General features: G+C 53.6%; 20 protein-coding genes. 2 read left to right on the forward strand and 18 right to left on the reverse strand.

What is annotated here, in order from left to right; all coding sequences use genetic code 11:
* Position 1: 1 nt before the first annotated feature.
* Genes lpxD through rpsB form a run of 11 tightly spaced genes read right to left on the reverse strand, consistent with a single transcriptional unit; the run spans position 2 to position 11148 of the window.
* Positions 2-1051, reverse strand: coding sequence for a UDP-3-O-(3-hydroxymyristoyl)glucosamine N-acyltransferase (gene lpxD / locus VLV32_01485; GenBank protein ID HUL40568.1), 1050 nt, complete (start codon positions 1049-1051; stop codon positions 2-4).
* Between the two features lie 16 nt (positions 1052-1067).
* Positions 1068-1577: an OmpH family outer membrane protein gene (locus VLV32_01490; GenBank protein ID HUL40569.1), complete on the reverse strand. Its 510-nt coding sequence runs from the start codon at positions 1575-1577 to the stop codon at positions 1068-1070.
* A gap of 23 nt (positions 1578-1600) precedes the next feature.
* The gene (bamA, locus tag VLV32_01495; protein HUL40570.1) at positions 1601-3868 is read right to left on the reverse strand and encodes an outer membrane protein assembly factor BamA; all 2268 of its coding nucleotides are present in this window, start codon (positions 3866-3868) and stop codon (positions 1601-1603) included.
* Between the two features lie 9 nt (positions 3869-3877).
* A complete protein-coding gene (gene rseP / locus VLV32_01500; GenBank protein HUL40571.1) occupies positions 3878-5242 on the reverse strand; it encodes an RIP metalloprotease RseP in 1365 nt (454 codons plus the stop codon).
* 40 nt (positions 5243-5282) lie between these two features.
* On the reverse strand, positions 5283-6488 hold the full coding sequence (ispC, locus tag VLV32_01505) for a 1-deoxy-D-xylulose-5-phosphate reductoisomerase (GenBank protein HUL40572.1): 1206 nt from the start codon (positions 6486-6488) through the stop codon (positions 5283-5285).
* 9 nt (positions 6489-6497) lie between these two features.
* Entirely contained in the window at positions 6498-7328 is an 831-nt protein-coding gene (locus VLV32_01510) for a phosphatidate cytidylyltransferase (GenBank protein HUL40573.1), read from the reverse strand.
* Entirely contained in the window at positions 7321-8142 is an 822-nt protein-coding gene (locus tag VLV32_01515; protein ID HUL40574.1) for an isoprenyl transferase, read from the reverse strand. Before VLV32_01515 ends, VLV32_01510 begins: the two co-directional genes overlap by 8 nt.
* Before the next feature lie 4 nt (positions 8143-8146).
* Complete coding sequence (gene frr / locus VLV32_01520; protein HUL40575.1) at positions 8147-8704, reverse strand: ribosome recycling factor; 558 nt, start codon at positions 8702-8704, stop codon at positions 8147-8149.
* A gap of 42 nt (positions 8705-8746) precedes the next feature.
* Positions 8747-9469: a UMP kinase gene (gene pyrH / locus VLV32_01525; GenBank protein HUL40576.1), complete on the reverse strand. Its 723-nt coding sequence runs from the start codon at positions 9467-9469 to the stop codon at positions 8747-8749.
* Positions 9466-10347, reverse strand: coding sequence for a translation elongation factor Ts (tsf, locus tag VLV32_01530; GenBank protein ID HUL40577.1), 882 nt, complete (start codon positions 10345-10347; stop codon positions 9466-9468). Before tsf ends, pyrH begins: the two co-directional genes overlap by 4 nt.
* Before the next feature lie 54 nt (positions 10348-10401).
* Positions 10402-11148 carry a 30S ribosomal protein S2 gene (rpsB, locus tag VLV32_01535; GenBank protein HUL40578.1) on the reverse strand — a complete coding sequence of 249 codons (747 nt, stop codon included), beginning with the start codon at positions 11146-11148 and terminating at the stop codon, positions 10402-10404.
* A gap of 315 nt (positions 11149-11463) precedes the next feature.
* Between rpsB and map the strand changes: the two genes are divergently transcribed.
* Positions 11464-12258: a type I methionyl aminopeptidase gene (gene map / locus VLV32_01540; protein ID HUL40579.1), complete on the forward strand. Its 795-nt coding sequence runs from the start codon at positions 11464-11466 to the stop codon at positions 12256-12258.
* A gap of 6 nt (positions 12259-12264) precedes the next feature.
* Positions 12265-14859, forward strand: a complete 2595-nt coding sequence (locus VLV32_01545; GenBank protein HUL40580.1) for a [protein-PII] uridylyltransferase — start codon at positions 12265-12267, stop codon at positions 14857-14859.
* A 7-nt stretch (positions 14860-14866) separates the two neighbouring features.
* On the opposite strand, the gene def is transcribed toward VLV32_01545, so the two are convergent.
* The 7 genes from def to smc are packed head-to-tail and all read right to left on the reverse strand — an operon-like array spanning position 14867 to position 24293.
* Positions 14867-15400 carry a peptide deformylase gene (def, locus tag VLV32_01550; GenBank protein HUL40581.1) on the reverse strand — a complete coding sequence of 178 codons (534 nt, stop codon included), beginning with the start codon at positions 15398-15400 and terminating at the stop codon, positions 14867-14869.
* Complete coding sequence (locus VLV32_01555; protein ID HUL40582.1) at positions 15390-16136, reverse strand: S-methyl-5'-thioinosine phosphorylase; 747 nt, start codon at positions 16134-16136, stop codon at positions 15390-15392. The genes def and VLV32_01555 overlap by 11 nt, the downstream gene beginning before the upstream one ends.
* Positions 16137-16170: 34 nt before the next feature.
* Positions 16171-16716, reverse strand: coding sequence for a hypoxanthine-guanine phosphoribosyltransferase (locus VLV32_01560; protein ID HUL40583.1), 546 nt, complete (start codon positions 16714-16716; stop codon positions 16171-16173).
* A gap of 30 nt (positions 16717-16746) precedes the next feature.
* Positions 16747-17646 carry a UTP--glucose-1-phosphate uridylyltransferase GalU gene (gene galU / locus VLV32_01565; GenBank protein ID HUL40584.1) on the reverse strand — a complete coding sequence of 300 codons (900 nt, stop codon included), beginning with the start codon at positions 17644-17646 and terminating at the stop codon, positions 16747-16749.
* A 19-nt stretch (positions 17647-17665) separates the two neighbouring features.
* Entirely contained in the window at positions 17666-19687 is a 2022-nt protein-coding gene (gene ligA, locus VLV32_01570) for an NAD-dependent DNA ligase LigA (protein HUL40585.1), read from the reverse strand.
* Positions 19688-20767 carry a cell division protein ZipA C-terminal FtsZ-binding domain-containing protein gene (locus VLV32_01575; protein HUL40586.1) on the reverse strand — a complete coding sequence of 360 codons (1080 nt, stop codon included), beginning with the start codon at positions 20765-20767 and terminating at the stop codon, positions 19688-19690. It lies immediately after the preceding gene.
* Positions 20768-20777: 10 nt separating this feature from the next.
* The gene (smc, locus tag VLV32_01580; GenBank protein HUL40587.1) at positions 20778-24293 is read right to left on the reverse strand and encodes a chromosome segregation protein SMC; all 3516 of its coding nucleotides are present in this window, start codon (positions 24291-24293) and stop codon (positions 20778-20780) included.
* Between the last annotated feature and the right edge of the window lie 244 nt (positions 24294-24537).

A 24537-nucleotide genomic window follows, 5' to 3' on the forward strand; every position in this document is an offset into this window, starting at 1 on the left:
CTCACTTTGTTTTCCTTTTCGACTTTTTGCTCTGTTGTTCGAGATTGCGGACTTTTTGCGCTAATTCGTGCAGGTGGCGCAGCTGTACAGCGTTTTTTAGCCATACATTGTGCGGCTCGAACGGATAAGCCGAGGTATAGGTGCCGGCTTTGGTTATGGTTTTTCCGACCCCGGTAGCCCCCGAAATCGTCACATTATCGGCGATCTGCAAATGCCCGCTTATCATCGCTGCGCCGCCAATTCTACAGTAGCGCCCGATTTTTGTACTGCCCGCAATGCCAACGCAGCCTGCGATGGCGGTATGCGCGCCGATGCGCACGTTGTGACCGACCTGTATGAGGTTATCGAGTTTTACTCCGTCTTCAATCACCGTGTCCCCCATCGCACCCCGGTCCACGGTCGTATTTGCGCCAATTTCCACGTCATTGCCGATGATCACTCTGCCAATCTGGGGAATCTTAAGCCAATGTCCCCCATCCATGGCTATGCCAAAGCCGTCGGAGCCGATAACGACGCCGGATTGAAGCGTGACCTTGTCTCCGATCACGCAGCGGGGGTAAATCACCACGCGGGGGTGAAGAAAACACGCCTCTCCGATCGCCACACCTTCCCCCAAACAACAACCAGAGCCTACGACCGTGCGCTCCCCGATCACTACTTGTTCTCCGATAAACACATGGGCGCCTATGGTTGCCGAGGCGGGAATCTGCGCGCTGGTCGCAATCACCGCGCTGGGATGGGCGCCGGGCGGCGGTAATGCTACCGGATTAAGGAAAGCCGAAACTCTTGCGAAATAAACATAAGGATCGTTGCAGACGATACGCGGCAGTGCGGTCAAATCGCGGGATTCCCGCCCGAGAATCACCGCACCCGCCTTGGTTGTTTCTAATTGACTGCGATATTTAGGTTGCGAGAGGAACGAAAGATGCCAAGGCTGCGCGAGATCCAGCGGGGCAACTTGCGTGATCGATATATTTCTATCGCCGATGAGTTCACCGCCGAAGCGCTCGACAATGCTGCCTAAGCTGTGGCTGGTTTCCGTGTGAGACATCAATCAACGTTGCAGCTTATTTAGCGGGCGGTTCGGACAGCGCCTTGATTACCTTGTCGGTTATGTCGATTCGCGGGCTGATGTACACCGCATCCTGTAAAATTAGGTCGAATTTTTCTGTTGTGGCAATATCCTGAACGACCTTGTTGGCGCGTTCGAATACGGAAGCCAACTCTTCGTTTCTGCGCAAGTTCGCGTCTTCCCTATACTCACGCTGCATGCGCTGATAATCGAGGTTCATCCGCGCGAGATCTTGCTCCTTGGCGCGCCGCTCGGAATCGCTCATGCTCGGGTTTTCCTTATCCAGGGTCGCTTGCAGGTCCTTGATCTGCTGACCGGCCTTTTGCAGCGCCTGTTCCCGCACCGCAAACTCCTTTTCAAGTTTCTTTTGGGCCTTGATTGCCGGGACGGCTTCGCGCAATACCCGCTCAAGATTCACTACGCCGATCTTGATCTGATCGCCCGCTTCAACATTGAAGGCAAGTAAGGCCAACGCGCCAGCCAAAACGAATTTTAAAGTTTTCAACTTCAATCTCCTTACAATCGGGCCTAGAACGAGGTTCCAAATGTGAACTGGAAGCGCTGTATTTTATCACTATTGAACTTCCGTAGCGGCTGCGCGACGCTGACTTTGAGCGGTCCAAATGGCGAGGTCCAAGAAACGTCCAGCCCAGCTGAGACGCGCAGGGTGCTGAAATTCCACGTATCGGCCACGGTGCCGGTGTCCACAAAGGTACCCAGTCTCAGGGCTTTTATGTCGCTGAAACCCGGCATGGGGAACAAAACTTCACTGGTTCCCACTATCTGCCGAGTACCGCCTACGGCATTGCCGTAAATGTCTACCGGACCAATAGAGTTGGTACTAAATCCCCGCACCGAAGTGCTGCCCCCAGCAAAGAAATTCTTGTAAAAAGGCAACGACTGTCCGCCGTAACCATCGCCCATACCGAGTTGTCCGTTAAGAAACAGCGTAAAGGTCTTGCTGAGCGGATAATAATATTGCTGCTGATAGGAAATCTTGTAATACTTTAGCTGCTCCGCCGGCAAGCCTATTTCTGCGCCAAACCTGAGCAATAAACCACTGGTGGTGTAAATCAAGCTATCGCGACCGTCATGCGAAAAACCAACACTCAATGGCATTGTTGTTGTAACGCTACCAAATTCATCGACAAATTGAATATATTCCGGCGGACTGGTTGCGAAGACCTCGGTACTGGTTTCCTCGATCCCGAGTCCGTAATTGATGGTGTCATATTCGGTCACGGGTACGCCAAAACGAACCGCTCCGCCAATTGTTGATGTGTCATATGGCGCGGAGCTAGTTGACTCCGTGTTAGTGGTGCGCTTGTACATATCGACTCCAAAGCTCACCCCGTTTATGGTGAAATAAGGGTCGGTCCAGGACAGCGAGTACACTCTGTTCACGCTGCCGCTGTTGACCGCCAGATTAACCATGTTGCCGGAGCCAAATATGTTGTTTTGCGATACCGATGCGGAGAGGATGATACCTTCAGAGTCGGAATATCCCACACCGAGTAATACGTTGCCTGTGGCCTTTTCGGTGACGCTGAAATTCACGTCAACCTGGTCGGTGGTGCCGGGCACAGCCGGTGTTTCGACATTCACGTCGGAAAAGTAACCCAGCTTGTCGATGCGCTGCTTGGAACGAGTGATCAGATCGGCGTTATACCAAGCGCCTTCCAGTTGCCTGATCTCGCGGCGTATCACTTCATCACGGGTGCGCGTGTTGCCGATAATATTGACCCGGCGCACGTAAACCCTGCGTCCCGGGTCGATAAAGAAGGTAAAGGCAACTTGTCGTTTTGCCTTATTGACTTCGGGCACCGCATTTACGTTGGCAAACGCGTAGCCGTAATTGCCCAGTTTGTCGGCAATGGCTTTGCTGGATTCGGTTAGTTTTTCCCGCGAAAACACGTCGCCGGGTTCAAGTTTAATGAGTTTACGCATCTCGGCTTCCGGCAGCAGCAGCTCGCCGGCAAGCTTGATACTCGATACTGTGTATCTGGGACCTTCCGTGATGGTGATTGTGATGTAAATATCCGCCTTGTTCGGCGTGATCGACACCTGCGTGGAATCTATGTTGAACTCAATGTATCCACGATTGAGATAGTAGGAACGCAAGGTTTCGAGGTCACCGGCAAGCTTCTGCTTGGAGTACTGATCGTTTTTAGTGAAAAAAGTAAGCAATCCCGGGGTCGTCAACGTGAATAGATCCAGGAGTTCCTTCTGCGGAAATGCATGGTTACCCACGATATTGATTTGCCGGATCTTGGCGACCTCGCCTTCGGATATGTCGAACGTAATTGCGACCCGGTTGCGTTCCAAAGGAGTAACGGTGGTGGTGACGGTTGCGGCATACCTGCCGCGGGCGATGTACTGTCGCTTAAGCTCCTGCTCGGCTCTATCTAGAAGCGCCTTGTCAAAAATCCTCGATTCCGCCAGGCCGACCTGCCTCAGGCTTTTTTTCAAGTCATCGCTGCTTATATCCTTGGCGCCATTTATATTTATTTGTGCAATGGCCGGACGCTCTTGCACAATGACAATCAGCACATCGTTTTGCACTTCCAACCTTACGTCCTTGAAGAATCCGGTCGCGAATAGCGCCTTAATGGCTGCCGCGGCCTTGTCATCATTCATGAAGTCACCCACCTTTACGGGCAGGTAGCTAAAAACCGTTCCGGCTTCAGTGCGTTGTATTCCTTCTACCCTGATATCTTTGATTACGAAAGGCTCGAACGCCTGCGCAGTTGCGGTACATAAGCACAGCAACAAGATTACCAGACAAAATTTTTTCATTGTCTTTTATTAGCCGGTAATCAGGCGACTTATATCATTGTAAAGCGCGAAAGCCATCAATACGGACAATAACGCGATACCGACATGCTGGCCAATTTGTTGGGCTTTTTCCGAAACCGGCCTTCCCTTGACGATTTCCACAACGTAATACATCAAGTGTCCTCCATCGAGCAGCGGCACCGGCAGCAAATTGAGCACTCCCAGGCTGATACTGATTAACGCAAGGAAACTCAAATATGCCTCCCAACCGAGTTGAGCTGATTGCCCCGCATAATCAGCGATCGTGATGGGCCCACTTACATTTCTCCATGAAATCTCTCCCACCAGCATTTTGCCCAGCATTTTCAGGCTAAACACGGACGTTTCCCAGGTTTTTTCCACTGATTTCGACAATGCCCGCCCGAAGGAATAGCGCTCCTCGGCAAGAAGTCTTTGTAGAGCCGCCGGGTCGATTTTTGGTGCTGCGCCAATTCTTCCAATTTTTTCGCCGTTATCCGCGACCGAATCGGTTGTAAGCGAAATGGCCAGTCGCGCGTCGCCGCGCTTGATCTCAAACTCGAGGTCTTGCGAAGGATGACTTCGCACGATCCGCACTACGTCGTCCCAAAGGGTTACTCTCTGGCCGTTAATTGCAAGGATCTGGTCCCCGGGCTTAAGACCGCCGCGCGCGCCCGGCCCGCCTGCGACCAGCTGCCCAATAGTCGGTTCCACCCGAGGTTGGTATCGTGTCAAGCCCAGTATTTTCATAAAATCGGCATCGAGGTCCGAACCCGTCAATCCGCTTAAATCCAGTTTGTGCCACGTAATCTCGCCTCGCGGATTACTCACCTCGACGTTCACCAAAGATCTCTGCACCGCCTGCTGCAACAGTGCCCAGCGTACATCCTGCCAGGTAACCATGGCCTCGCCGTTGATCCTGAGAATGGTTTCTTCCTCCTTGAAGCCCGCAAGCGCCGCAGGAGTCGCTGCCGGCGCCGGTCCGATGATCGGTTTCAGACCGGGCACGCCATGGATGAATAGAGCCCAATACAACAGTATCGCCAGCAGAAAATTTGCCATCGGGCCTGCCAACACGACCGCGAAGCGTCTGTAAACCGGCTGCCGGTTGAACGCGCGAGCTAAATCACTTGGCGCCACCTCGCCCTCATTCTCGTCAACCATTTTGACGTAGCCGCCGAACGGAAATGCCGCCAGCACCCATTCAGTGCCTTCTTTCACAAAACGCCGCTTCCATAACGGGGTGCCGAATCCTATTGAGAAGCGCAATACCTTCACACCGCACAAGCGCGCCAGCCAGTAATGCCCCAATTCGTGAAACACGATGAGCAAACCAAGGGCAAGGGCAAATGCGGCTAGTGTATAAAGCAGGTTCATAACAAGGCTGAGTTTAGTGCATACAAAAACATAAATGGGGTTAGCGCGCCGTCCCGGCTGCAAACTGGGGCAGCGATGCTGCGAGCCACTCCTCGGCGCAAGCGCGCGCCGTACGGTCTGCGTCCAGGACATCTTCAAGGCAGCCGACGGATTTCACGCTCATCTTGTCCAGAACCGCCTCAATTAACAGGGGTATGTATTTGTACGGCATGCGTTCGGCGAGAAAATTCGCTACTGCAACTTCGTTTGCCGCGTTTAATATGGCAGGCGCCGCCTCTCCGCGCTGCAAAGCCTGGTAAGCAAGTCGCAGGCATGGGAAACGGTTTAAGTCCGGTGCATGGAAATTGAGCGTGCCTACTTTAAACAAATCCAGTGGCTGCACTCCGGCCTCAATACGCGCCGGATACGCCAGAGCGCATGCAATCGGTGTGCGCATGTCCGGATTTCCGAGTTGCGCGATTACCGAACCGTCCACGTACTCGACCAAAGAGTGAATCACGCTCTGCGGGTGTATCACGACTTGAATTTGCTTCTCTTGCGCATTGAACAGCCAGTGCGCCTCGATGACTTCCAGGCCCTTATTCATCATCGTAGCTGAATCGACGGAAATTTTACGCCCCATAACCCAGTTGGGATGTGCGCAGGCTTGATCTGGGGTAATGTGCTCCAGTTCGCTAATAGGAGTGGAGGAAAAAGGTCCGCCCGATGCGGTGAGCAGAATGCGCTTGACTCCAACTGCCCCAAGATCGCCGGTGAAACTAGGTGGCAACGCCTGGAAAATGGCATTGTGTTCACTGTCCACCGGCAACAAGGTTGCGTGGTTCCGTCGCACTGTTTCCATGAAAAGGCTTCCAGACATCACCAATGCCTCCTTGTTGGCAAGCATTACGCGTTTACCCGCTTTGGCGGCGGCAAGCGTAGGGCGCAAGCCGGCCGCACCCACGATGGCCGCCATTACCGCGTCGACTTCCGGTAACCCCGCGACTCGTTCGAGTGCTGCTGCACCCTGTAGCACCTGGGTGGTAAGACCCGCTTTTTTTACCAAGATCTGCAGCTTCTCGGCGCCGCTCTCATCGCGCAGCACCGCATAATCCGGAGCAAAGCGGCGGCATTGTTCGAAGAGGCTTTCGACTTTATTCCCAGCAGTGAGCGCCACGACCTTGAAACGGTCAAGGTGGCGCGCGATTACATCGAGCGTGTTTACACCGATACTGCCGGTGGAACCGAGTACCGTTATGTTTTGCATGTCGCGTTTTCAAGCTCGGTAAAATATAAAAAACGCCAACACGGGCAAACTTGAAATCAAGCCATCTATCCGGTCCAGGATGCCGCCGTGGCCCGGCAAGATCGATCCACTGTCTTTGACTCCGGCGTGTCGCTTGAGCAAAGATTCAAACAGATCCCCTATGATACTCAAACCAGTGATGATCCAGTGCGCTATCAGCAGCAAATAAGCCGGCACCACCCTGCCGAACGCATTGACGCCGTGATTGCCGCTGAGCGCGACAACGGCGATAGCGTACGCGCTGACTGCAATAAATGCCCCGTATATGCCTTCCAAAGTCTTGCCCGGGCTAATAGTGGGGGCAAGTTTGTGCTTGCCGAACTTTTTGCCGCAGAAGTATGCCGCAGTATCCGCCACCCAGACTACCGACAGCATCCACAAGATCAACGATGCTGCGATTTCTCGAAGTTGCACCAGTGCGAGCCACGCCGTAACCAGCACCAATAAGCCGATCAATGCGAGCCACGCTTTGCTCGGATGCCATCGGTAAACCAGCCATAGCGGCGCCGCCAACACCCAAAATGCCAATGACAAAGCATAAATAGCAATGCTCAAATCGCTGACAGGGGCATTCTGCAGAAGCCTCAGTGCCGGGATCAGCACCGAGCAAGCAGCAACGACCGCAATGACAAATAACAGCTGGGCAGACTTTGACATCTGCGCCAGCCGCGCCCATTCCCGTGCAGCAAATACTGTGATCAATAAAGCCAGCAGCGCCCAGCCTTGAAGCGGCAGATAAAACAGCGCGGCGAGGAATGGCGGCAGCAGAAGAATTACTGTGATGACCCGGGTCTTAAGCATTCTGCTTGGCGCGCCGCAGCAGGTTAGCGTGGTCCACCGCATCAGCTTTTGCTGCAGGTGACCGTGCTTTTTCAAGCTGCTCGCTAGTGCGGCCAAAGCGTCTTTCACGTTGCTGATAGGAGACTATGGCAAGATCCAAAGATTGCGAATCGAAGTCAGGCCATAGCGTCTCGGTAAAATACATTTCGGTATAAGCCATCTGCCACAGCAGGAAATTGCTGATGCGCTGCTCTCCGCCGGTACGAATGAAAAGGTCTGGCTCAGGGGCGTAATGCATCGCCAGATATGGCGCAATATGGTTTTCATCGAACCCTTTGGCTCGCTCCGGATGTTCCGCAAGCATGCGCTGTACCGCCTGCATAATATCCCAGCGCCCGCCGTAGTTTGCGGCGACGGTCAACGTCAGCATGGTATTGTTGGCGGTCAGACGTTCCGCTTCGCGGATCAGATTGCTCAGCCGCGCCTCGAAACGGCTAATGTCACCCACCACCTTAAAGCGCATATTGTTTTCGTGCAGCTTGATGACTTCCTGCTCCAACGCAAGTATGAACAATTGCATCAACAGCGAGACTTCTTCCTTTGGGCGGCGCCAGTTTTCGCTGCTGAATGCGAACAACGTGAGAAACTCCACTCCCTTATTAGCGCAGGCCTTGACCACTTCTCTCACCGCCTCGACTCCGCGCTGGTGGCCCGCCATACGGGGCAGAAAGCGCCGCTTGGCCCACCTACCATTTCCATCCATAATTATGGCGATATGGCGTGGAATTTTTCCTACCTTCGGGATCTCTTTGGTTGAGTTGGAAAATACGTTCACCGGGCTACACCGCGATCAAATCGGCTTCCTTGCCTTGCAAGGCCTTATCTATTTCAGAAATAAAACGGTCGGTAAGTTTTTGTATTTCGTCCTGCGACCGGCGCTCCTGATCTTCCGAAATGATTTTTTGCTTGAGAAGATCCTTCATTGCAGTGTTGGCGTCACGCCGGATATTGCGCACTGCTACGCGCGCATTCTCCGCCTCGTGCCTTACTACTTTTATCAGATCCCTGCGGCGTTCTTCTGTCAGCGGCGGCATCGGCACGCGTATTACATCACCCGCAGTCGCCGGATTAAGTCCGAGATCGGATTCACGAATCGCTTTTTCAATGATGCTCACCATTTTCTTTTCCCAGGGGTGAACGCTGACGGTGCGCGCGTCGAGCAGAGTCACGTTGGCCACCTGGTTCACCGGCATCTGCGTCCCGTAATAATCGACCATTACGTGGTCCAGGATTCCGGCATGCGCCCGCCCGGTCCGCACCTTACTGAGATCGCTCCTAAGCGTTTCCAGCGTCTTCTGCATTTTCTGCTCCGCGGATTTTTTTACATCTGCCGTCATGCTCGATCCTTTTGTTGCTGGGATTATAGCCCACCTTGATGATCAAGAGTGAACTAGCGTCCCTTCGTCTTCACCCAGCACTACGCGTTTTAGAGCATAGGGTTTTAATATGCTGAATACGTTGACCGGGAGTTTTTGATCGCGGCACAAGGTCAACGCCGTAGCATCCATTACTTTTAGGTTTTTAACGATGGCTTCGTCAAACGAGAGTTTCTGGTAACGCATGGCATCAGAGTGAGTTTTCGGGTCTTCAGTGTAAACGCCGTCCACTTTAGTCGCTTTCAACACGATGTCTACATTCATTTCCATACCTCTTAATGCCGCCGCAGTGTCCGTGGTAAAAAATGGATTACCGGTTCCTGCGGCGAATATCACCACTTTTCCCTCTTCCAAATAACGCATGGCTTTTCCGCGAATATAAGGTTCGACCACCTGCTCAATGTTGAGTGCCGATTGCACACGGCTGTTGACTCCCGCTTGGCGCATCACATCCTGCAATGCCAGGGCGTTTATGACAGTGGCAAGCATGCCCATGTAATCCGCCGTAGCGCGGTCCATGCCGGATGCGCCGGGAGCCACACCGCGAAAGATATTACCGCCACCAATCACTACCGCGACCTGCACCCGGAGGTTAAGTACTTCGTTAATTTCCGAGACGATGCGCTCCAGCGTGGCGCGATTGATTCCGTACCGATCCTCCCCCATTAGCGCCTCGCCGCTGAGTTTCAGCAGGATGCGCCGGTATGCCGGGGCGGCTGCGATCATGCACGTCCAACTTGCGCCATAACTTCGGCTACAAAATCAGTGGCTTTCTTTTTCATTCCTTCGCCTACTACGTAAAGATAAAATGCGTTTACTCTGGCGCCCCTTGCGGCGAGCAGTTTTTGCACGCTCTGCTCGGGATCTTTGACAAAAGGCTGGCCAAGCAACGTGACTTCAGCCAAGTATTTGGCAATTTTCCCTTCCACCATTTTCTCGATTATGTTTGCGGGTTTCCCCGATTCGCCAGCCTGTGCCATATAGATTTCGCGCTCTCTGGCCACCATCTCGGCCGGTACCTGCTGTTTGGACACGCAAAGCGGCTTGTTCGCCGCAATATGCATCGCTAAGTCCTTGCCCAGAACCGCGTCCCCTCCCTCGTAGTCCACAAGCACACCGATCTTGTTCCCATGCAAGTAGGACGCCAGGTGACCGGCGGTCTGCATCCGAGCATAGCGTCGCACATTGATGTTTTCACCCAGTTTCATAACCAGTGCCTTGCGTGCGCCTTCCACAGTTTCATTCGAGCTAAATTTAGTTTCAGCAAGCACCTCATTGTTCGCCGGGTTGGTTTGTGCAATGCATTGCGCCAGGGCCGTGACAAAATCCTTAAAATGCGCGTCTTTCGCCACGAAATCCGTCTCGCAGTTTACTTCAACCAGCGCGCCGATTTTGCCCGCCGGATCTACGAAGGCGCCGACTGCACCTTCTGCCGCAAGGCGCCCGGCCACCTTGCTTGCTTTTGCCCCGCTCCGTATGCGCAGCAAATCCTCCGCAGCCCGGATATCGCCGTTGGCGTCGGTAAGCGCCTTTTTACACTCCATCATTCCGAGCCCTGTCATTTCGCGTAACTCTTTCACCATGTTTGCGGTGATTTGTGCCATGCTTTGCTCCGTGGTTAGGTTTTAAAAAAAAAGGGCTTGCGCCCTTTTTTTGGTCTACTCAATAGGGCGCTCTTCCCCGGGTTCGAGTTCCACGAATTCATCGCTGACAATTTCACGGATGATTTGACTGCGTCCCTCTAGAATGGCATCGGCCGCCCCGCGAGCGTAAAGGCGTATAGCGCGACTCGAATCATCATTACCGGGTATCACGTAAGCAATATTCTCCGGGTTGTGGTTGGTATCTACAACGCCAACCACCGGAATTCCGAGCTTGTTTGCTTCGGCCACCGCGCCTTTCTGGTAACCGATGTCTATCACGAACAACGCATCAGGAAGGCTATTCATGTCCTTGATGCCGCCAAGGCTGCGTTCGAGCTTTGCCATTTCACGCTGGTAGCCGAGGGCTTCCTTTTTAGGCATTTTCTCAAAGGCGCCCTCCTGCAGCATGTTTTGCATATCCTTAAGGCGCTTGATGGACTGCTTTACGGTTTTGAAATTCGTCAACATGCCGCCCAGCCAACGGTAATCTACAAAAGGCGCACCACAGCGCAACGCTTCTTCCTTGATGATTTCCCGTGCTTGGCGCTTGGTGCCAACAAACAGTGTCGTTCCCTTATTGGCTGCGAGATCCCGCAAAAACTTTAGCGCTTCGTGATACAGGGCCAGCGATTTTTCCAGATTGATGATATGAATTTTATTACGATGACCGAAGATATAAGGGGCCATCTTGGGATTCCAATACCGGGTTTGATGCCCGAAATGAACACCCGCTTCCAGCATTTGTCGCATTGTGACCGACATGAAAACGTTCTCCTGTAAGGGTTAGGGAGCCGGCGATTTCAATCTCATGGGCGGCTCCGGGCCTCCACCCGCTTAAACATCTTTACTCGCGAACGAGCACCCTATACTTTGCGGGTGTGGGAATTTTTAGCATTGCTGGCGAAAACACTTCTCTACCAGGCAATCTAATTTTTCATTATAACATTTCTCGAAAATAACCCTCAACCGCAATGGCATGCCGGTCGATTGCGGCGCGAGGAATTCGCCGGCGTGGAGCTTAAATTGCCTTATCGTGCGCGTTCCACTATTCTTAAACTTTTTCGGCAGACGGCACTCATGGCGATCAGTATCAAATCCCAAGACGAAGTCGAGAAGATGCGTGTTGCGGGACGCCTCGCCGGCGAGGTCCTAGATTACATCACTCCGTTCGTTAAGCCGGGAATTACCACTGGCGAACTGGACCAACTGTGCCACGATTATATGGTCAGTGTTCAACACACCGTACCCGCTCCGTTGAACTACGCGCCGCCCGGTTACGCGCCATATCCGTGCTCCATCTGTACCTCGGTAAACCACGTAGTCTGCCATGGTGTTCCGGGCGACAAAAAACTGAAACCTGGAGATATTCTTAATATTGATATCACTGTTATCAAAGACGGCTATCACGGGGATACCAGTCGCATGTTCTGCGTGGGCGAGCCTTCGATCCAGGCCAAAAGACTTTGCGACGTCACGTATCAGTGCATGTGGTTGGGAATTGAAACTGTCAAACCCGGCGCGCAGTTGGGGGACGTCGGCTACGCCATCCAATTTCACGCAGAGAGCTTTGGCTACAGCGTCGTGCGCGAATTCTGCGGACACGGCATAGGCCGGAACTTTCACGAAGAACCGCAGGTTCTGCACTACGGCAGACCGGGAACGGGTCTGACGCTGGTGCCCGGCATGACCTTCACAATCGAGCCGATGATCAATGCCGGAAAACCCGACATCCGCCAGCTTAAAGACGGATGGACAATTGTTACCAAGGATCACAGTCTCTCTGCGCAATGGGAACACACGGTATTGGTGACTGAAACCGGCTATGAGGTGCTAACCTTATCGGAGGGCGCGCCCGCAACTCCGGCGCATTAATTGCGCATGCTTTCCTCGACCTCACTCTCCGCACGTGTGCAAACCGAAATCACGCTTACCCAGTGGAAACAGCTGCTTCAGGAACGCCGTTCGGCTTTGCAAAGCGAGTATCAGAAACGTCCCTCTCCACAGCGCCTGCTTGATTCCCACCGCCGGCTGATTGACGAAATCCTGCAAAATATCTGCCGGGTCTTGGATTTGCCTAAGACCCTTTCGTTGCTTGCAGTGGGCGGTTACGGGCGCAGGCAGCTTTTCCCTTATTCGGATATCGATCTTTTGGTTCTGCTCAGCAAAGATGCGGATCTTATCCTGCGCGAGCAATTGGAGAGATTCATCAGTCTGCTTTGGGATATTGGCTTGGAAGTAGGCCACAGCGTGCGCACCATCGAAGAATGCCAGGAGCAAGCGCGCAAAGACGTTACCGTGCAGACCACGTTGATGGAAGCGCGGTTGCTTTTCGGCAGTCCCAGTTTATTCGAGAAGTTTTCCCGGGCAATGCTAGCAACAATGGACAGATTTGCTTTTTTCCAGGCCAAACAACTGGAACAAGACCAGCGCCACGCGCGCTTTTACGATACAGCAAACAACTTGGAACCCAACTTGAAAGAAAGCCCGGGCGGATTGCGCGATTTGCAGAACATTTTATGGATCAGCCAAGCTTGCGGTCTGGGCACCTCCTGGCAAGCTCTGGCCAAACACGCGCTGGTTACCCGACACGAAGCGCGCCAGATCAAAAGTCACGAATTGTTCCTGCAAGACTTGCGGATCCGGCTGCATTATATTGCCGGCCGCAGGGAAGACCGTCTGCTGTTCGACCATCAGGGTACGCTGGCCCAGCAACTTGGATTGAGGGACACGGGAAACCACCGCGCCAGCGAAATTCTGATGCAACGTTACTATCGCACCGCCAAGTCGGTCAATCAGCTTAATACCATTTTGCTGCAAAATCTGCGCGCTCGACTTGCGCCCGCTGTTTCCGTCTCTGCGTTGCCGCTGAACGAGCGCTTCCAGCAGCGCGGCGAATTGTTGGAAGCTCGTGCCGAAGATCTATTCGAGCGGCAGCCGTCGGCGATCCTAGAAAGTTTCGTGCTGCTGCAGGAACACCCGGAATTAAAGGACATGAGCGCCGCCACCCTGCGGGCACTGTGGCGCGCCAGAACAAAAGTTAATCAGGCTTTTCGTCGTGATCCGAGAAACCGCGCGCTTTTCATGAGTATATTGCGCCAACCATCCGGCATTACCCGCGAACTGCGCAGGATGAACCGTTACGGGATACTCGGGCGTTACCTCCCGGCATTTGGCCGAGTCGTAGGCCAAATGCAGCACGATTTATACCATGTGTACACTGTGGATGAACATATTTTGAAGGTGGTGCGCAATCTGCGGCGCTTCACTATGGCCGAATTCGCACATGAATATCCTTTGTGCAGCCGCCTGATGAGTGAATTCCCGAGGCAGGAAGTGCTGATTCTCGCAGGCTTGTTTCACGATATTGCCAAGGGCCGCGGTGGTGACCATTCGCATCTCGGCAGTGTTGACGCGAAGCTTTTTTGCAAGCAGCACGGATTAACGGCTGAAGACGGCGATCTGGTGGCATGGTTGGTGGAAAATCACCTGGTCATGTCGTCCACGGCGCAAAAAAAAGATTTGTCGGACCCCGAAGTGGTTTCCGCGTTTGCCTCACACGTCGCAAGCGAGCGCCGACTTACTGCGCTGTATTTGCTCACGGTGGCAGACATACGCGGCACCAGTCCCCACGTATGGAACGCCTGGAAAGCCAAACTCTTGGAAGACCTGTACTGGGCCGCGCGCCGGCAGATGAGCGGAGACATCGCTACGCACGACGTACATTTACAGTCGCGCCAGACTAAAGCGCTCGAAATCATCCGCCTTTATGCGCTGGGCGAACATGCGCATGAAGCGTTGTGGTCGGAGCTCGATACCGCTTATTTCTTGCACCACGACGCCCAGGAAATCGCCTGGCATACCCGGCAACTCTGGGCCAAGGTGCGCACGCCGGCACCGGTTGTTAAAGCCAGGCTCTCGGCCATCGGCGAAGGCTTGCAGGTATTGATTTATACGCCCGATCAGAAAGGATTATTCGCTCGTATTTGCGGTTTTTTCGAGCGCATCAATTACAATATTGTGGAAGCTAAAATCCATACTACGCGGCACAACTATGCGCTCGATAGCTTTTTGGTGCTCGATCCGGCGAATAAAACCGGTCATTACCGTGACCTGATTGGATTCGTTGAGAACGAGCTCGCGCGCCGCATCGCGATACAGGCCCCGCTGGAGCCACCGCTCAAAGGCCGCTTGAGCAGGCACGTGAAGCATTTTCCGATTGCCCCAGAGGTCAGCATCAGGCAGGACGAAAGAGGCGCCTACTATGTGATGTCGGTCACGGCGGGGGACCGTCCGGGCCTGCTGTACAGCATCGCTCTCGTTCTCGTAAATTACAGCGTCGTCGTTCACAGTGCGAAAATCAATACGCTGGGCGAGCGCGCCGAGGACGTATTTCTAATCAGTGGAGACGTGCTCGCGGATCCCAAAGCCGTTGTGCGCCTGGAAGGTGAGATGCTGGATGCACTCGCCGCCTAGAAAGTCGCTACTCGTCCTGATCAAGCTGGCCGGGAAATAGCACTTCGTTGTAACCAAAGTTGCGCATGTCGCGAATACGCATCGGATACAGTATTCCCTGGACGTGATCGCATTCATGCTGTACCACCCGCGCATGAAATCCATTTACGGTGCGCTCGATGGTCTTGCCATACTGATCGCAGCCTTGATAGCGCAAGCGCTTGTAACGTGGCACCAGGCCGCGCATGCCGGGGATGCTGAGGCAGCCTTCCCATTCCTCTTCCATTTCCTGGCCTAATGGCTCGATCTTGGGGTTGACGAGTACGGTATACGGCACTTCCTCGGCGTCCGGATACCTCGGGTTGCGCGTTACCCCGAAGATCACAACCTGCAGGCCAATACCGATCTGCGGCGCGGCAAGTCCGGCGCCGTTCAGGGCGTCCATGGTATGCCGCATGTCCTGAATTAATTCCTGCAATTGCGGCGTGTCAAACGCCGTAACCGGTTTCGAAACTTCAAACAGGCGCGGGTCGCCCATTTTCAATACTGTTTTAACCGCCATCGTGCTCAATCAATTTCTCAAGTATGATTTTTACCCGATCCAACGATTCCTGCATGGTAGCTTCCAGGTTTTCGAATTGGATCTCGCGCTCGCTTGTACCCTTCCCTGCCGCATAATTCGCCACCACTGCGACCGTGGCATAGCACATCTCCAGTTCCTTGGCAAGCGCCGCCTCCGGCATGCCGGTCATGCCCACCATGTCCGCGCCGTCCCTTTCAAGACGGCTGATTTCAGCCGCGCTTTCCAGACGCGGGCCCTGAGTAGCACCGTACACGCCGCCCCTTACAGTTTTTTGTTTGGCGGCTTCTGCCGCCGTTATTATTAGTTGGCGCAGCTTTTCGCAATAAGGCCACGTGAAATCAATGTGTGTGACCGGTTTTTCAGTGCTGTCAAAGAAAGTCGATTGGCGTCCATGCGTGTAATCAATGATCTGGTCAGGTATCGCAATAGTGCCCGGCGTCAAATCTGGGCGTATACCGCCGACCGAAGCTACCGACACCACGTGAGTAACGTGTTGCGTATGCAGCGCCCAGATATTAGCGCGGTAATTTACCTGATGCGGCGGTATGGTATGGCCATAACCGTGGCGCGCGAGGAAAATTACGTCATACCCTTTGATCTGGCCAAAGGTCAATGCGCCCGAGGCTTCACCGTAAGGCGTGCGAATTATCCTTTGATGGGACATTTCCAGATTGGCGAGCTTGGTGAGGCCGGTACCGCCGATTATCGCGAGCATACGGAGCAAATCCCAGAGGTTTTTCGGAAACGATTTATTTTAGCGCATAGATCGCGGGCAAATTGCGCCAAGCCCCGTAAACGTCCATGCCGTAACCAAAAACATACCGATTAGGCACGGTCACTCCGACGAAATCCGCGTGAATCGGTTTGGGTTTCCCGGTATCTTTATCGGCAAGCACCGCGCTAAAAAACGACTTTGCGCCGGCATTCAAAATTCTGTCGCGAATTGCGGCAAGCGTTTGTCCTTCATCGAGAATATCATCTAGCACCAGTATTGTCCTTCCCTTCACGTTCTCCCGCGGCGCGACCTTCCAGTTAATGTTTCCACCGCGGGTATTGTCGTCGTAACGCGATACGTGAACGTAGTCGAAATCCATCGGAAAATTGAGCAGCGGTAGCAGATGCCCGGTGAATACCACTGATCCTCCCATCACGCTCAATACCAAGGGTTGTTTCTTGGAGAGTTTTGCCGAAATCTCGAGCGCTACGCGCTTTACCGCATTAGACACGACAACGGCGGAACACACCTGTTCCGCCGCATCGAGAATATGCTGGGCTTTTCGGTATGTAAGCTTCACGCAAGATACAGCACTAGATAAGCCCGCAAATTATACCCGGCCCGATTTGGGCACGCGACAACCCAGCGAAGTAAGATATGAACTGAACTCCTCTCCGACCTCAGGATGTTTTACGGCAAACGCCATGGTGGCCATAAGATAGCCCAGCTTAGAACCGCAATCATAGCGTGTGCCGTCGAATTCGTAGGCAAATACTTTTTCCTCCTTGAGCAGCGAGGCAATACCGTCGGTAAGTTGAATTTCTCCGCCTGTGCCGGGTTTTACTTTGCGCAGATGGTGAAATATTCGCGGGGTCAAGATGTAACGCCCCACCACGCCAAGATTCGACGGCGCTTTGCCGGGTTTGGGTTTTTCCACTACGCCGGTAATGAGATGAAGCTTTGCTGCCACTAACGACTTGCTCTTAATAATCCCGTAACGCGAGGTGTCCTCACGTGCCACTTTCTGTACGCCCAATATTGAACGCCGGTGGACATGGTAAATTTTGGCCATCTGCTGAATTGCCGACGGATTGGCGTCAATCAGGTCGTCCGCAAGGATAACCGCGAATGGCTCGTCACCAATAACATTCGCCGCGCACAGCACGGCATGCCCCAGACCGAGCGCCCTGGGTTGACGCACATAGGTGCAGCTCGCGTGCCTCGGTATGATATTCCTCACGGATTTGAGCAGCTCCTGCTTGCCTTTGGCCTGCAACTTCGCTTCGATTTCATCAGCCTCGTCAAAATGGTCCTCGATAGCGCGCTTCCCACGGCCGGTAATGAACACGAGTTCGGTTATGCCTGCCTGCACCGCTTCCTCAACGGCGTATTGAATTAAGGGCCGGTCGACAATGGGAAGCATTTCTTTCGGGCTCGCCTTGGTCGCAGGTAAAAAACGGGTGCCCATTCCGGCCACCGGAAATACCGCCTTGCGGATTTGACTCAGGATTTTTTTTCTGGATCCCAAGTTAGTTTCCGAGAAGCTTCAACAAGCCTGCTTCGTCAATTATTTTCACATTCAGTTGCCGCGCTTTGTCAAGCTTACTGCCGGGATCCACCCCCGCAACAACATAATCGGTCCGTCCCGACACACTGCCGGTTACTTTGCCTCCGCGCATTTCGATTTTGTATTTTGCGTCCTCGCGAGTTAGATGTGGAAGCGTGCCGGTCAATACAAAAATCTTGCCGCTGATCGCGCCTTTCTGCGCAAGCTGCACGCTTTTGCCTTCATCCCACCTTACCCCTCTATCACGCAGCTGTTCAATTACTTCGCGATTATGCGGCTCGGCGAAGAACCGCACAATGCTTTGCGCCACAACCGGACCGACATCGGGAACCTGCCGCAGCCTGTCCTCGTTGGCCTGCATCAACTTGTCAAAGCTGCCGAAATGCAGCGCTAGGTCTTTGGCAGTCGCTTCCCCGACATTGCGAATGCCTAAGGCGTAGATAAAACGCGGTAAAGTCGTGTGTTTACTTTTCTCGATTGCTGCAGTCACATTGGCCGCTGATTTTTTAGCCATTCGTTCCAGGCCGGCTAACGTGGTCTCGTCCAATGTGTAAAGATCGGCGGGAGTCCGGGTGATTGCATTGTCGACCAGTTGGTCCACCAGTTTTTCCCCGAGCCCTTCAATATCCATGGCGCGCCTTGAAGCAAAGTGCAACAAAGCCTGTTTACGCTGGGCACTACAAAACAGTCCAGCAATGCAACGCGCCGCCGCTTCGTCTTCAAATCGCACTACTCTGGAGCCGCACACCGGGCATTTTTCCGGCATTACGAATCGGCGCGCCGTTTTTGGCCGCTTCTCGCTGACGACGGCAACGATCTCGGGTATCACATCACCTGCGCGCCTGATAATTACGGTATCGCCGATTCGGATTCCCTTGCGCCTGATTTCGTCTTCGTTGTGCAATGTCGCATGAGACACGGTGACGCCGCCCACGAATACCGGCTTCAACAACGCAACCGGGGTGAGCACGCCGGTGCGACCTACCGAGACTTCTATATCCAATACTTCGGTAAGCTCTTCATGCGCGGGAAACTTGTGTGCCAGAGCAAAACGCGGCGCACGCGCGACAAATCCTAATTTGTTTTGCAATGCGATATCGTTAACTTTGTAGACCACTCCGTCGATCTCATAAGGCAACTTGTCGCGCATCGCGCCAACTCGCCGGTAATACTCAATCAGTCCCGTTTCCCCATGCACCACTTGGCGCTCTGGAGCAACGGGTACATTTAATGCAGCAAGGTAGTCTAGCAGCTCATCGTGTTTGTCTTGGGGCAGGCCTCCGCCTTCCACCGCTCCTATGCCGTAAGCAAAAAAACTAAGTTTACGATCCGCAGTGATGTGTGAATCGAGCTGACGCAAGGACCCTGCTGCAGCATTTCGCGGGTTTGCAAACTCTTTTTCGTTTTTTTCGCGCTGCTGCATGTTGAGCTTTTCAAAATCCTTTTTCAGCATCATTACCTCACCGCGCACTTCCAAAAGCGCCGGCGGTTTATGAGCTGCCAGCCGCAATGGGATAACTCTTACCGTGCGCACATTCGCAGTTACATCCTCGCCGACATAGCCGTCGCCGCGCGTGGCACCACTTTTCAGTTCTCCTCTCTGATAAGTGAGGCTGACGGCCAAACCATCAAATTTCGGCTCGACAGCGTATTCGATATCTTGCATGTCCAGCGCCTCGCGCACCCTGCGGTCAAAAGCGACAACGTCATCTTCATTGAACGCATTATTGAGAGACAGCATCGGAATGCGATGGACCACTTGGGCGAACTCCTTCAGTGGTGCAGCGCCCACCCGCTGCGTCGGAGATTCGGGGCTTACAAGTTGCGGATACCGTGCTTCCAGTTCGACCAATTCGGCAAACATTTTGTCATACTCGCTGTCGGGAACAGTCGGTGCCGCGAGCGCATAATAGCTGTAGTTGTGGCGTCCGATGCTTTCTCGCAGGCGGCGCACCCGCTCGATCACTCGCTCAGGTATTTTCATTCACGAGAACAGCCTTAAGGCGCGGGGGCTGCCGGCGCTGATATTGCGCTGATCCATTGCCGTGTAAACGGCGCTTAATTGTTGACGAATTCTTTCTATGCCGGAGTCGTTCAGGGGAATGCGATTATCGTCCACCAGAACCCCGTCCAACGACGCGGCAAATTGCCTGGCGCACGTTAGCATTTTGTCAAATACGCGCATACCATTGGCCACGCGCGGTACATCCAGCAAAAACGTCACCCCGCGTACTGATATGTTTTTGATTTGCTCGGAAGTGAATGAAACAGGTTCATGACAGCTCAAGGTAAACAAGCTTTCACCGTGTTCGTCCAGATAATGGAAAGTCGCGTCCTCCTGAAGTCTAAATCCGGCAGCCTCACTCAGGGCGCGCAGCTTGGTCCCGTGGAACGTCTGCCCGTCCTGAGCAACAACGTTCAGACCAATGGATATGTCCACCTCTGCGCAGAATTTATCGAGGTCCACGGCGTTACTCAGGGCGGCCCTGCGCTCGGCAAACTGCACCGCGGCACCGGTATTCTCCGCGAAACCTTGCAGCATGTCGCAAAACAACGCAAGCTGCGACTCATTCACGAAACCGGAGCGATCCGCGAGCTGCAGCCCCACTCTGATGCGGATATATCTGGCATCGGCGGTCTCCTCAAGCCTTTCCCAGGTTGAAGTTTTTTCGCGGAAGCCCAGACAGGTTATCCGCCGTCCAAACTCCAAAAGATATTTTAAAAACGTTTTCACAACCTCCGGCGGAAACGAGTCGGCGCGGCTGATTTCTGCAATAAACATTATCTCCGGATCCAGTACCGCGGGCGCTTTGTCAGCCAAGGGCGCGCGTTGCTCAGGCACGGTGTCCTTCGCTTCGATGACGGGTTCCCGCAACTGCGGCTCGACTCTGCCATCATCCACGCCGGCGATACCCTGCGGCGACAGCAAAACGTCCTGCATATCGTTCTCGAAAGCCGATTCGGATTTGCGCCGGTATTTTCGTTCCTGGAACCGATTGAAGAAGTAAGTGGCCGCAACGATCAATATGCCGATTATCAACAGGCTTAGCTGCAGGTCACTCATAACCTGAACCTCAGGCGACTGCCTCGTCCCGCAGTTTCATGGCTTGTTCAATATCCACTGCGACGACCCGTGACACGCCCAACTCCTGCATGGTAATGCCAATCAGCTGATGGGCAATTTCCATGGTAATTTTATTATGGCTAATAAATATGAACTGAGTCTGCTCAGACATCTTTCGCAGCAGCTTGCAAAAACTCTCGGTGTTAGAGTCGTCGAGCGGCGCATCAACCTCGTCCAGCATGCAAAACGGGGCCGGGTTAAGCTGAAACAGCGAAAATATCAAAGCTAAAGCAGCAAGTGCTTTTTCCCCACCCGACAGTAAATGAATCGTGGAATTCTTCTTTCCCGGCGGCTGGGCTATTACTTGCACTCCGCTATCGAGTACTTCTTCGCCGCTTAGAACCAGCCGTGCGTTTCCGCCGCCAAATAGCATCGGAAACATTTCCTCCAGATGCCGGTTGATGGCGTCGAACGTTTCTAACAGCCGAGCTCGGGTTTCGCGGTCTATGCGGCGAATCGCATCTTCCAGCGTCCCAACCGCGTCCTCAAGGTCCTTGGCCTGGCTGTCGATATAAGCTTTGCGCTCGGTGGCGCTTTGTAGTTCCTCAAGTGCGGCCAGATTGACTGCGCCCAAAGCAGTAATTTCCTGCTCAAGGCGCGCAATTTCTGCTTGCAGCAAACCGGCTCGTGTACCTTTCTGCATCAGAGCACTTAATTCGTCCTCGTTGGCGCCTCGAAGCTGCTCGTTGTATTGCTCCTCATTGAGGCGGGCTTCCTGCTCCTTGAGGCGCAGGTCATTAATCCGGCCGCGTAACGGCTCAAGCCTGGCCCCCGCTGCAAGGCGTTCTTCGTCGCTTCGCTGCAAATCAGCGGTTGCTGCCTCAACTGCGTCTCGTGCTGCAGTTAACGCCTGCTCCTTGCCTTCCCTTGCGTGTAGCACGTCCTGAAGCTCTTCCCGCACCGGATTCTCATCAAAGCGACGGATCTCAGACTGAACGTCTTGCAAATTCGCCTGCAACCCGCCTTCTTGTTCATCTATTGCTTTAATTGAATTGTATATCTCATTCATTTTAAACGTCAATGTATTTTTATTGAATTGGGCTTCTTGGGCCGCTCGCTGGGCAATTTCAAATTTTGCACGTTGGTCGTTCAGATTGCGTTCCGCGTCCAAACGCTGCTGATCGGCTGCTAGCAGTTGCGCTTCAAGATCCGCAATTCGTTTACCATACAGGCCAAGGTTATTTTCGGCATTTTGCCGCTGGTGGGTTTCACTTTCTTGTTGTTCTCGGATTTCCTCAAGTTCACGGGCAATCTGTTCGCCGCGGTGCCGGACTTGCTCCGAACTTTGCGTCAGCTTCAGCGTTTCAAGCTGGATTTCGTGTTGTTCTCTCTGAATTGCCTCCACCGTACTGGTCAACGAGGCTATTTCAGCTTGCATTTCCCCCAATTTCTGATGCGCCAAATTAAGCTCGGCGTTGCTCTTCTCCAATGCGACACGGCGGTGTCTAATTTCGTCTTCAAGCTGTTCGATTTCTCGGCCACGGGCCAGCACGCCGTGCCCGTCTGAGTCTGGCGCATGAAACGATACGCTAAAGCGAGTAAATACATGGCCGTTACGGCTCACCAACATTGCGCCCTGCGGTAACCGCTCACGTAATGTCAGCGGCCGGCTTTCCACAACGTAAACATGGCGCAGCCAGTCTTCAAGCAGCGCTTGTATGCGGCTGTCGTTGCAGCTTACCAGGCTCGATAACGGCCGCAAGTCCGCCAGGGCTCTGTCTTGCTCGGAAGCCGTTCTTTCTTGGAGCGTGAATACCGTAAGCTTTACCGGGGGCGCGTCTTCAATCAAATAATGCAAATTGATTTCAGGCCCCACCGCCACCGCGTTAAGGCGCTCGCGCAATACACTTTCCAGCGCAGTTTCCCAACCGACTTCAATGTGAATTTCCTGCCACAGCCTCGGGCAATCTTCAAGATTGTGTTTGGCAAACCAGGGTCGCAGTTTGCCGTCATCTAGGACGCCGTCCTGCAACTTCTTGAGTGTATCCAACCTCGCAATTATTGCAGCAAGAGCCTGCTCCTGCGTTTGCAGTTCGGTCCTGCGGGCATCCCTTAGTTGCTCCAATCCAGGCAGTTGATGCTGCCGGGAGTCAAGCTTTTGCCGGTTTTCGGCCAAGACAGACGCTTTGAGCGCGAGTTGATTCTGCAGGCTTTGCAATTCGGCACTCTCAGGTTCCGGCAAGCCATTCCGCTCGCTCGCCAGCCTCTCATGACGTACCTGCAATTGTTCAAGCATCTTCCGTGCATGCTCACGATGTGTGTCCTGTATTTGAGCCGCTTGCCGCACTTGAGTAAGCTCCCGCTGCAATTCGCCCGTGCGGTCCTGGCGAGTGCGGAAATCCTGCTCAGCGGCGGGCAGCGATTCAGCTTGTATTGCCGCATTACGCTGCGTTTCCTCGATTTGCCGCTGCGCCGCGGCGAGTTCACCGCGTAATTGAGTCAGGGTTTGCTGAGCGTTGTCGCTGCGTTTCCCAAGTTGAAGCTGCTGATCGCGTAGCGAAGAGCACTGGGATTCCAAGCGCTGCCGGTTCTCGCGGATATTCTGTAGATGCTGCTCAATGCGTGCCACTTCGGCATTAGCCGAGTAGAATTCTCCCTGCGCCTGATGCAACGCATCTCCCGCGCTGTAATGGCGCGCTCGCAACCGCTCTACCGCGTTCTCCGCCTCCCTTAATCTTGCGGTTTCCGCTTCCAGTTCATTGGTAATCTTTTGAATTTCTTTCTCAACCCGTTTCCGATTTGCCGCGGCATCCTGTTTCTTTAGCAGCCAATGCAGATTCTGGGTCGTCTGCAGCTTAATTTGTAGATCGCGATGCTGTGAAGCTACGCGTGCTTGCTCTTCTAGGTGCTGCAGATGTTTTTCCAGTTCCTGTCGAATGTCAGCAACTCTTAATAAATTTTCCCGCGTGTCCTTAAGCCGCAATTCCGTTTCATGCCGCCTTTCCCGGTATTTCGATACCCCGGCGGCTTCCTCCAGAAACACCCGCAGCTCCTCAGGCCGCGCCTCAATCACCTTGGAAATTATTCCCTGTTCGATGATCGCATAAGCGCTGGGGCCGAGGCCGGTACCGAGAAATATATCCGTTACGTCGCGTCGTCGTACGTGGGTGTTATTGATGTAATAAGTCGATTCGCCGTTGCGCTGCAAGATGCGTTTAATGGAGATCTCGGCATAACTTGACCACTGTCCAGCGGCTTTTCCGAGGCTGTTATCGAAAATTAATTCCACACTTGCTCGCCCTACCGGCGCGCGCTCGCCCGAGCCGTTAAAAATCACATCCTGCATGGTCTCGCCGCGCAAATGCTTGGCCTGCGATTCCCCCAGTACCCAGCGAACTGCATCGATGATGTTGGATTTGCCGCAACCGTTTGGGCCGACGATGCCCACCAGCTGTCCCGGAATGGGAACGTGAGTCGGGTCTACAAAAGATTTAAACCCGGCGAGCTTGATGTGTGTGAGGCGCAATTTTAGCCGTAATTTATTGTAATCGGGCCAATGGTTATATTTCGAAGCGCGAGTGTGGCTACATTTTAACCGATTTAATAAGGGTCTGGTTAGGTTCTCGCCGGTTCGCACAACTGCTAAAATGCGTTTAGCCGCTGCGAACCTCGATTAGGCTTTAAATGACGTTGGCAGCAGGAGCGGTCTGTTTGAGAATGCGTCTAGTGGCCTGCGCACTTTTTCCATTTACGCTGGACGAATCCGAGTT

This window comes from Burkholderiales bacterium (assembly GCA_035518095.1).
Taxonomy (GTDB): domain Bacteria; phylum Pseudomonadota; class Gammaproteobacteria; order Burkholderiales; family JAHFRG01; genus JAHFRG01.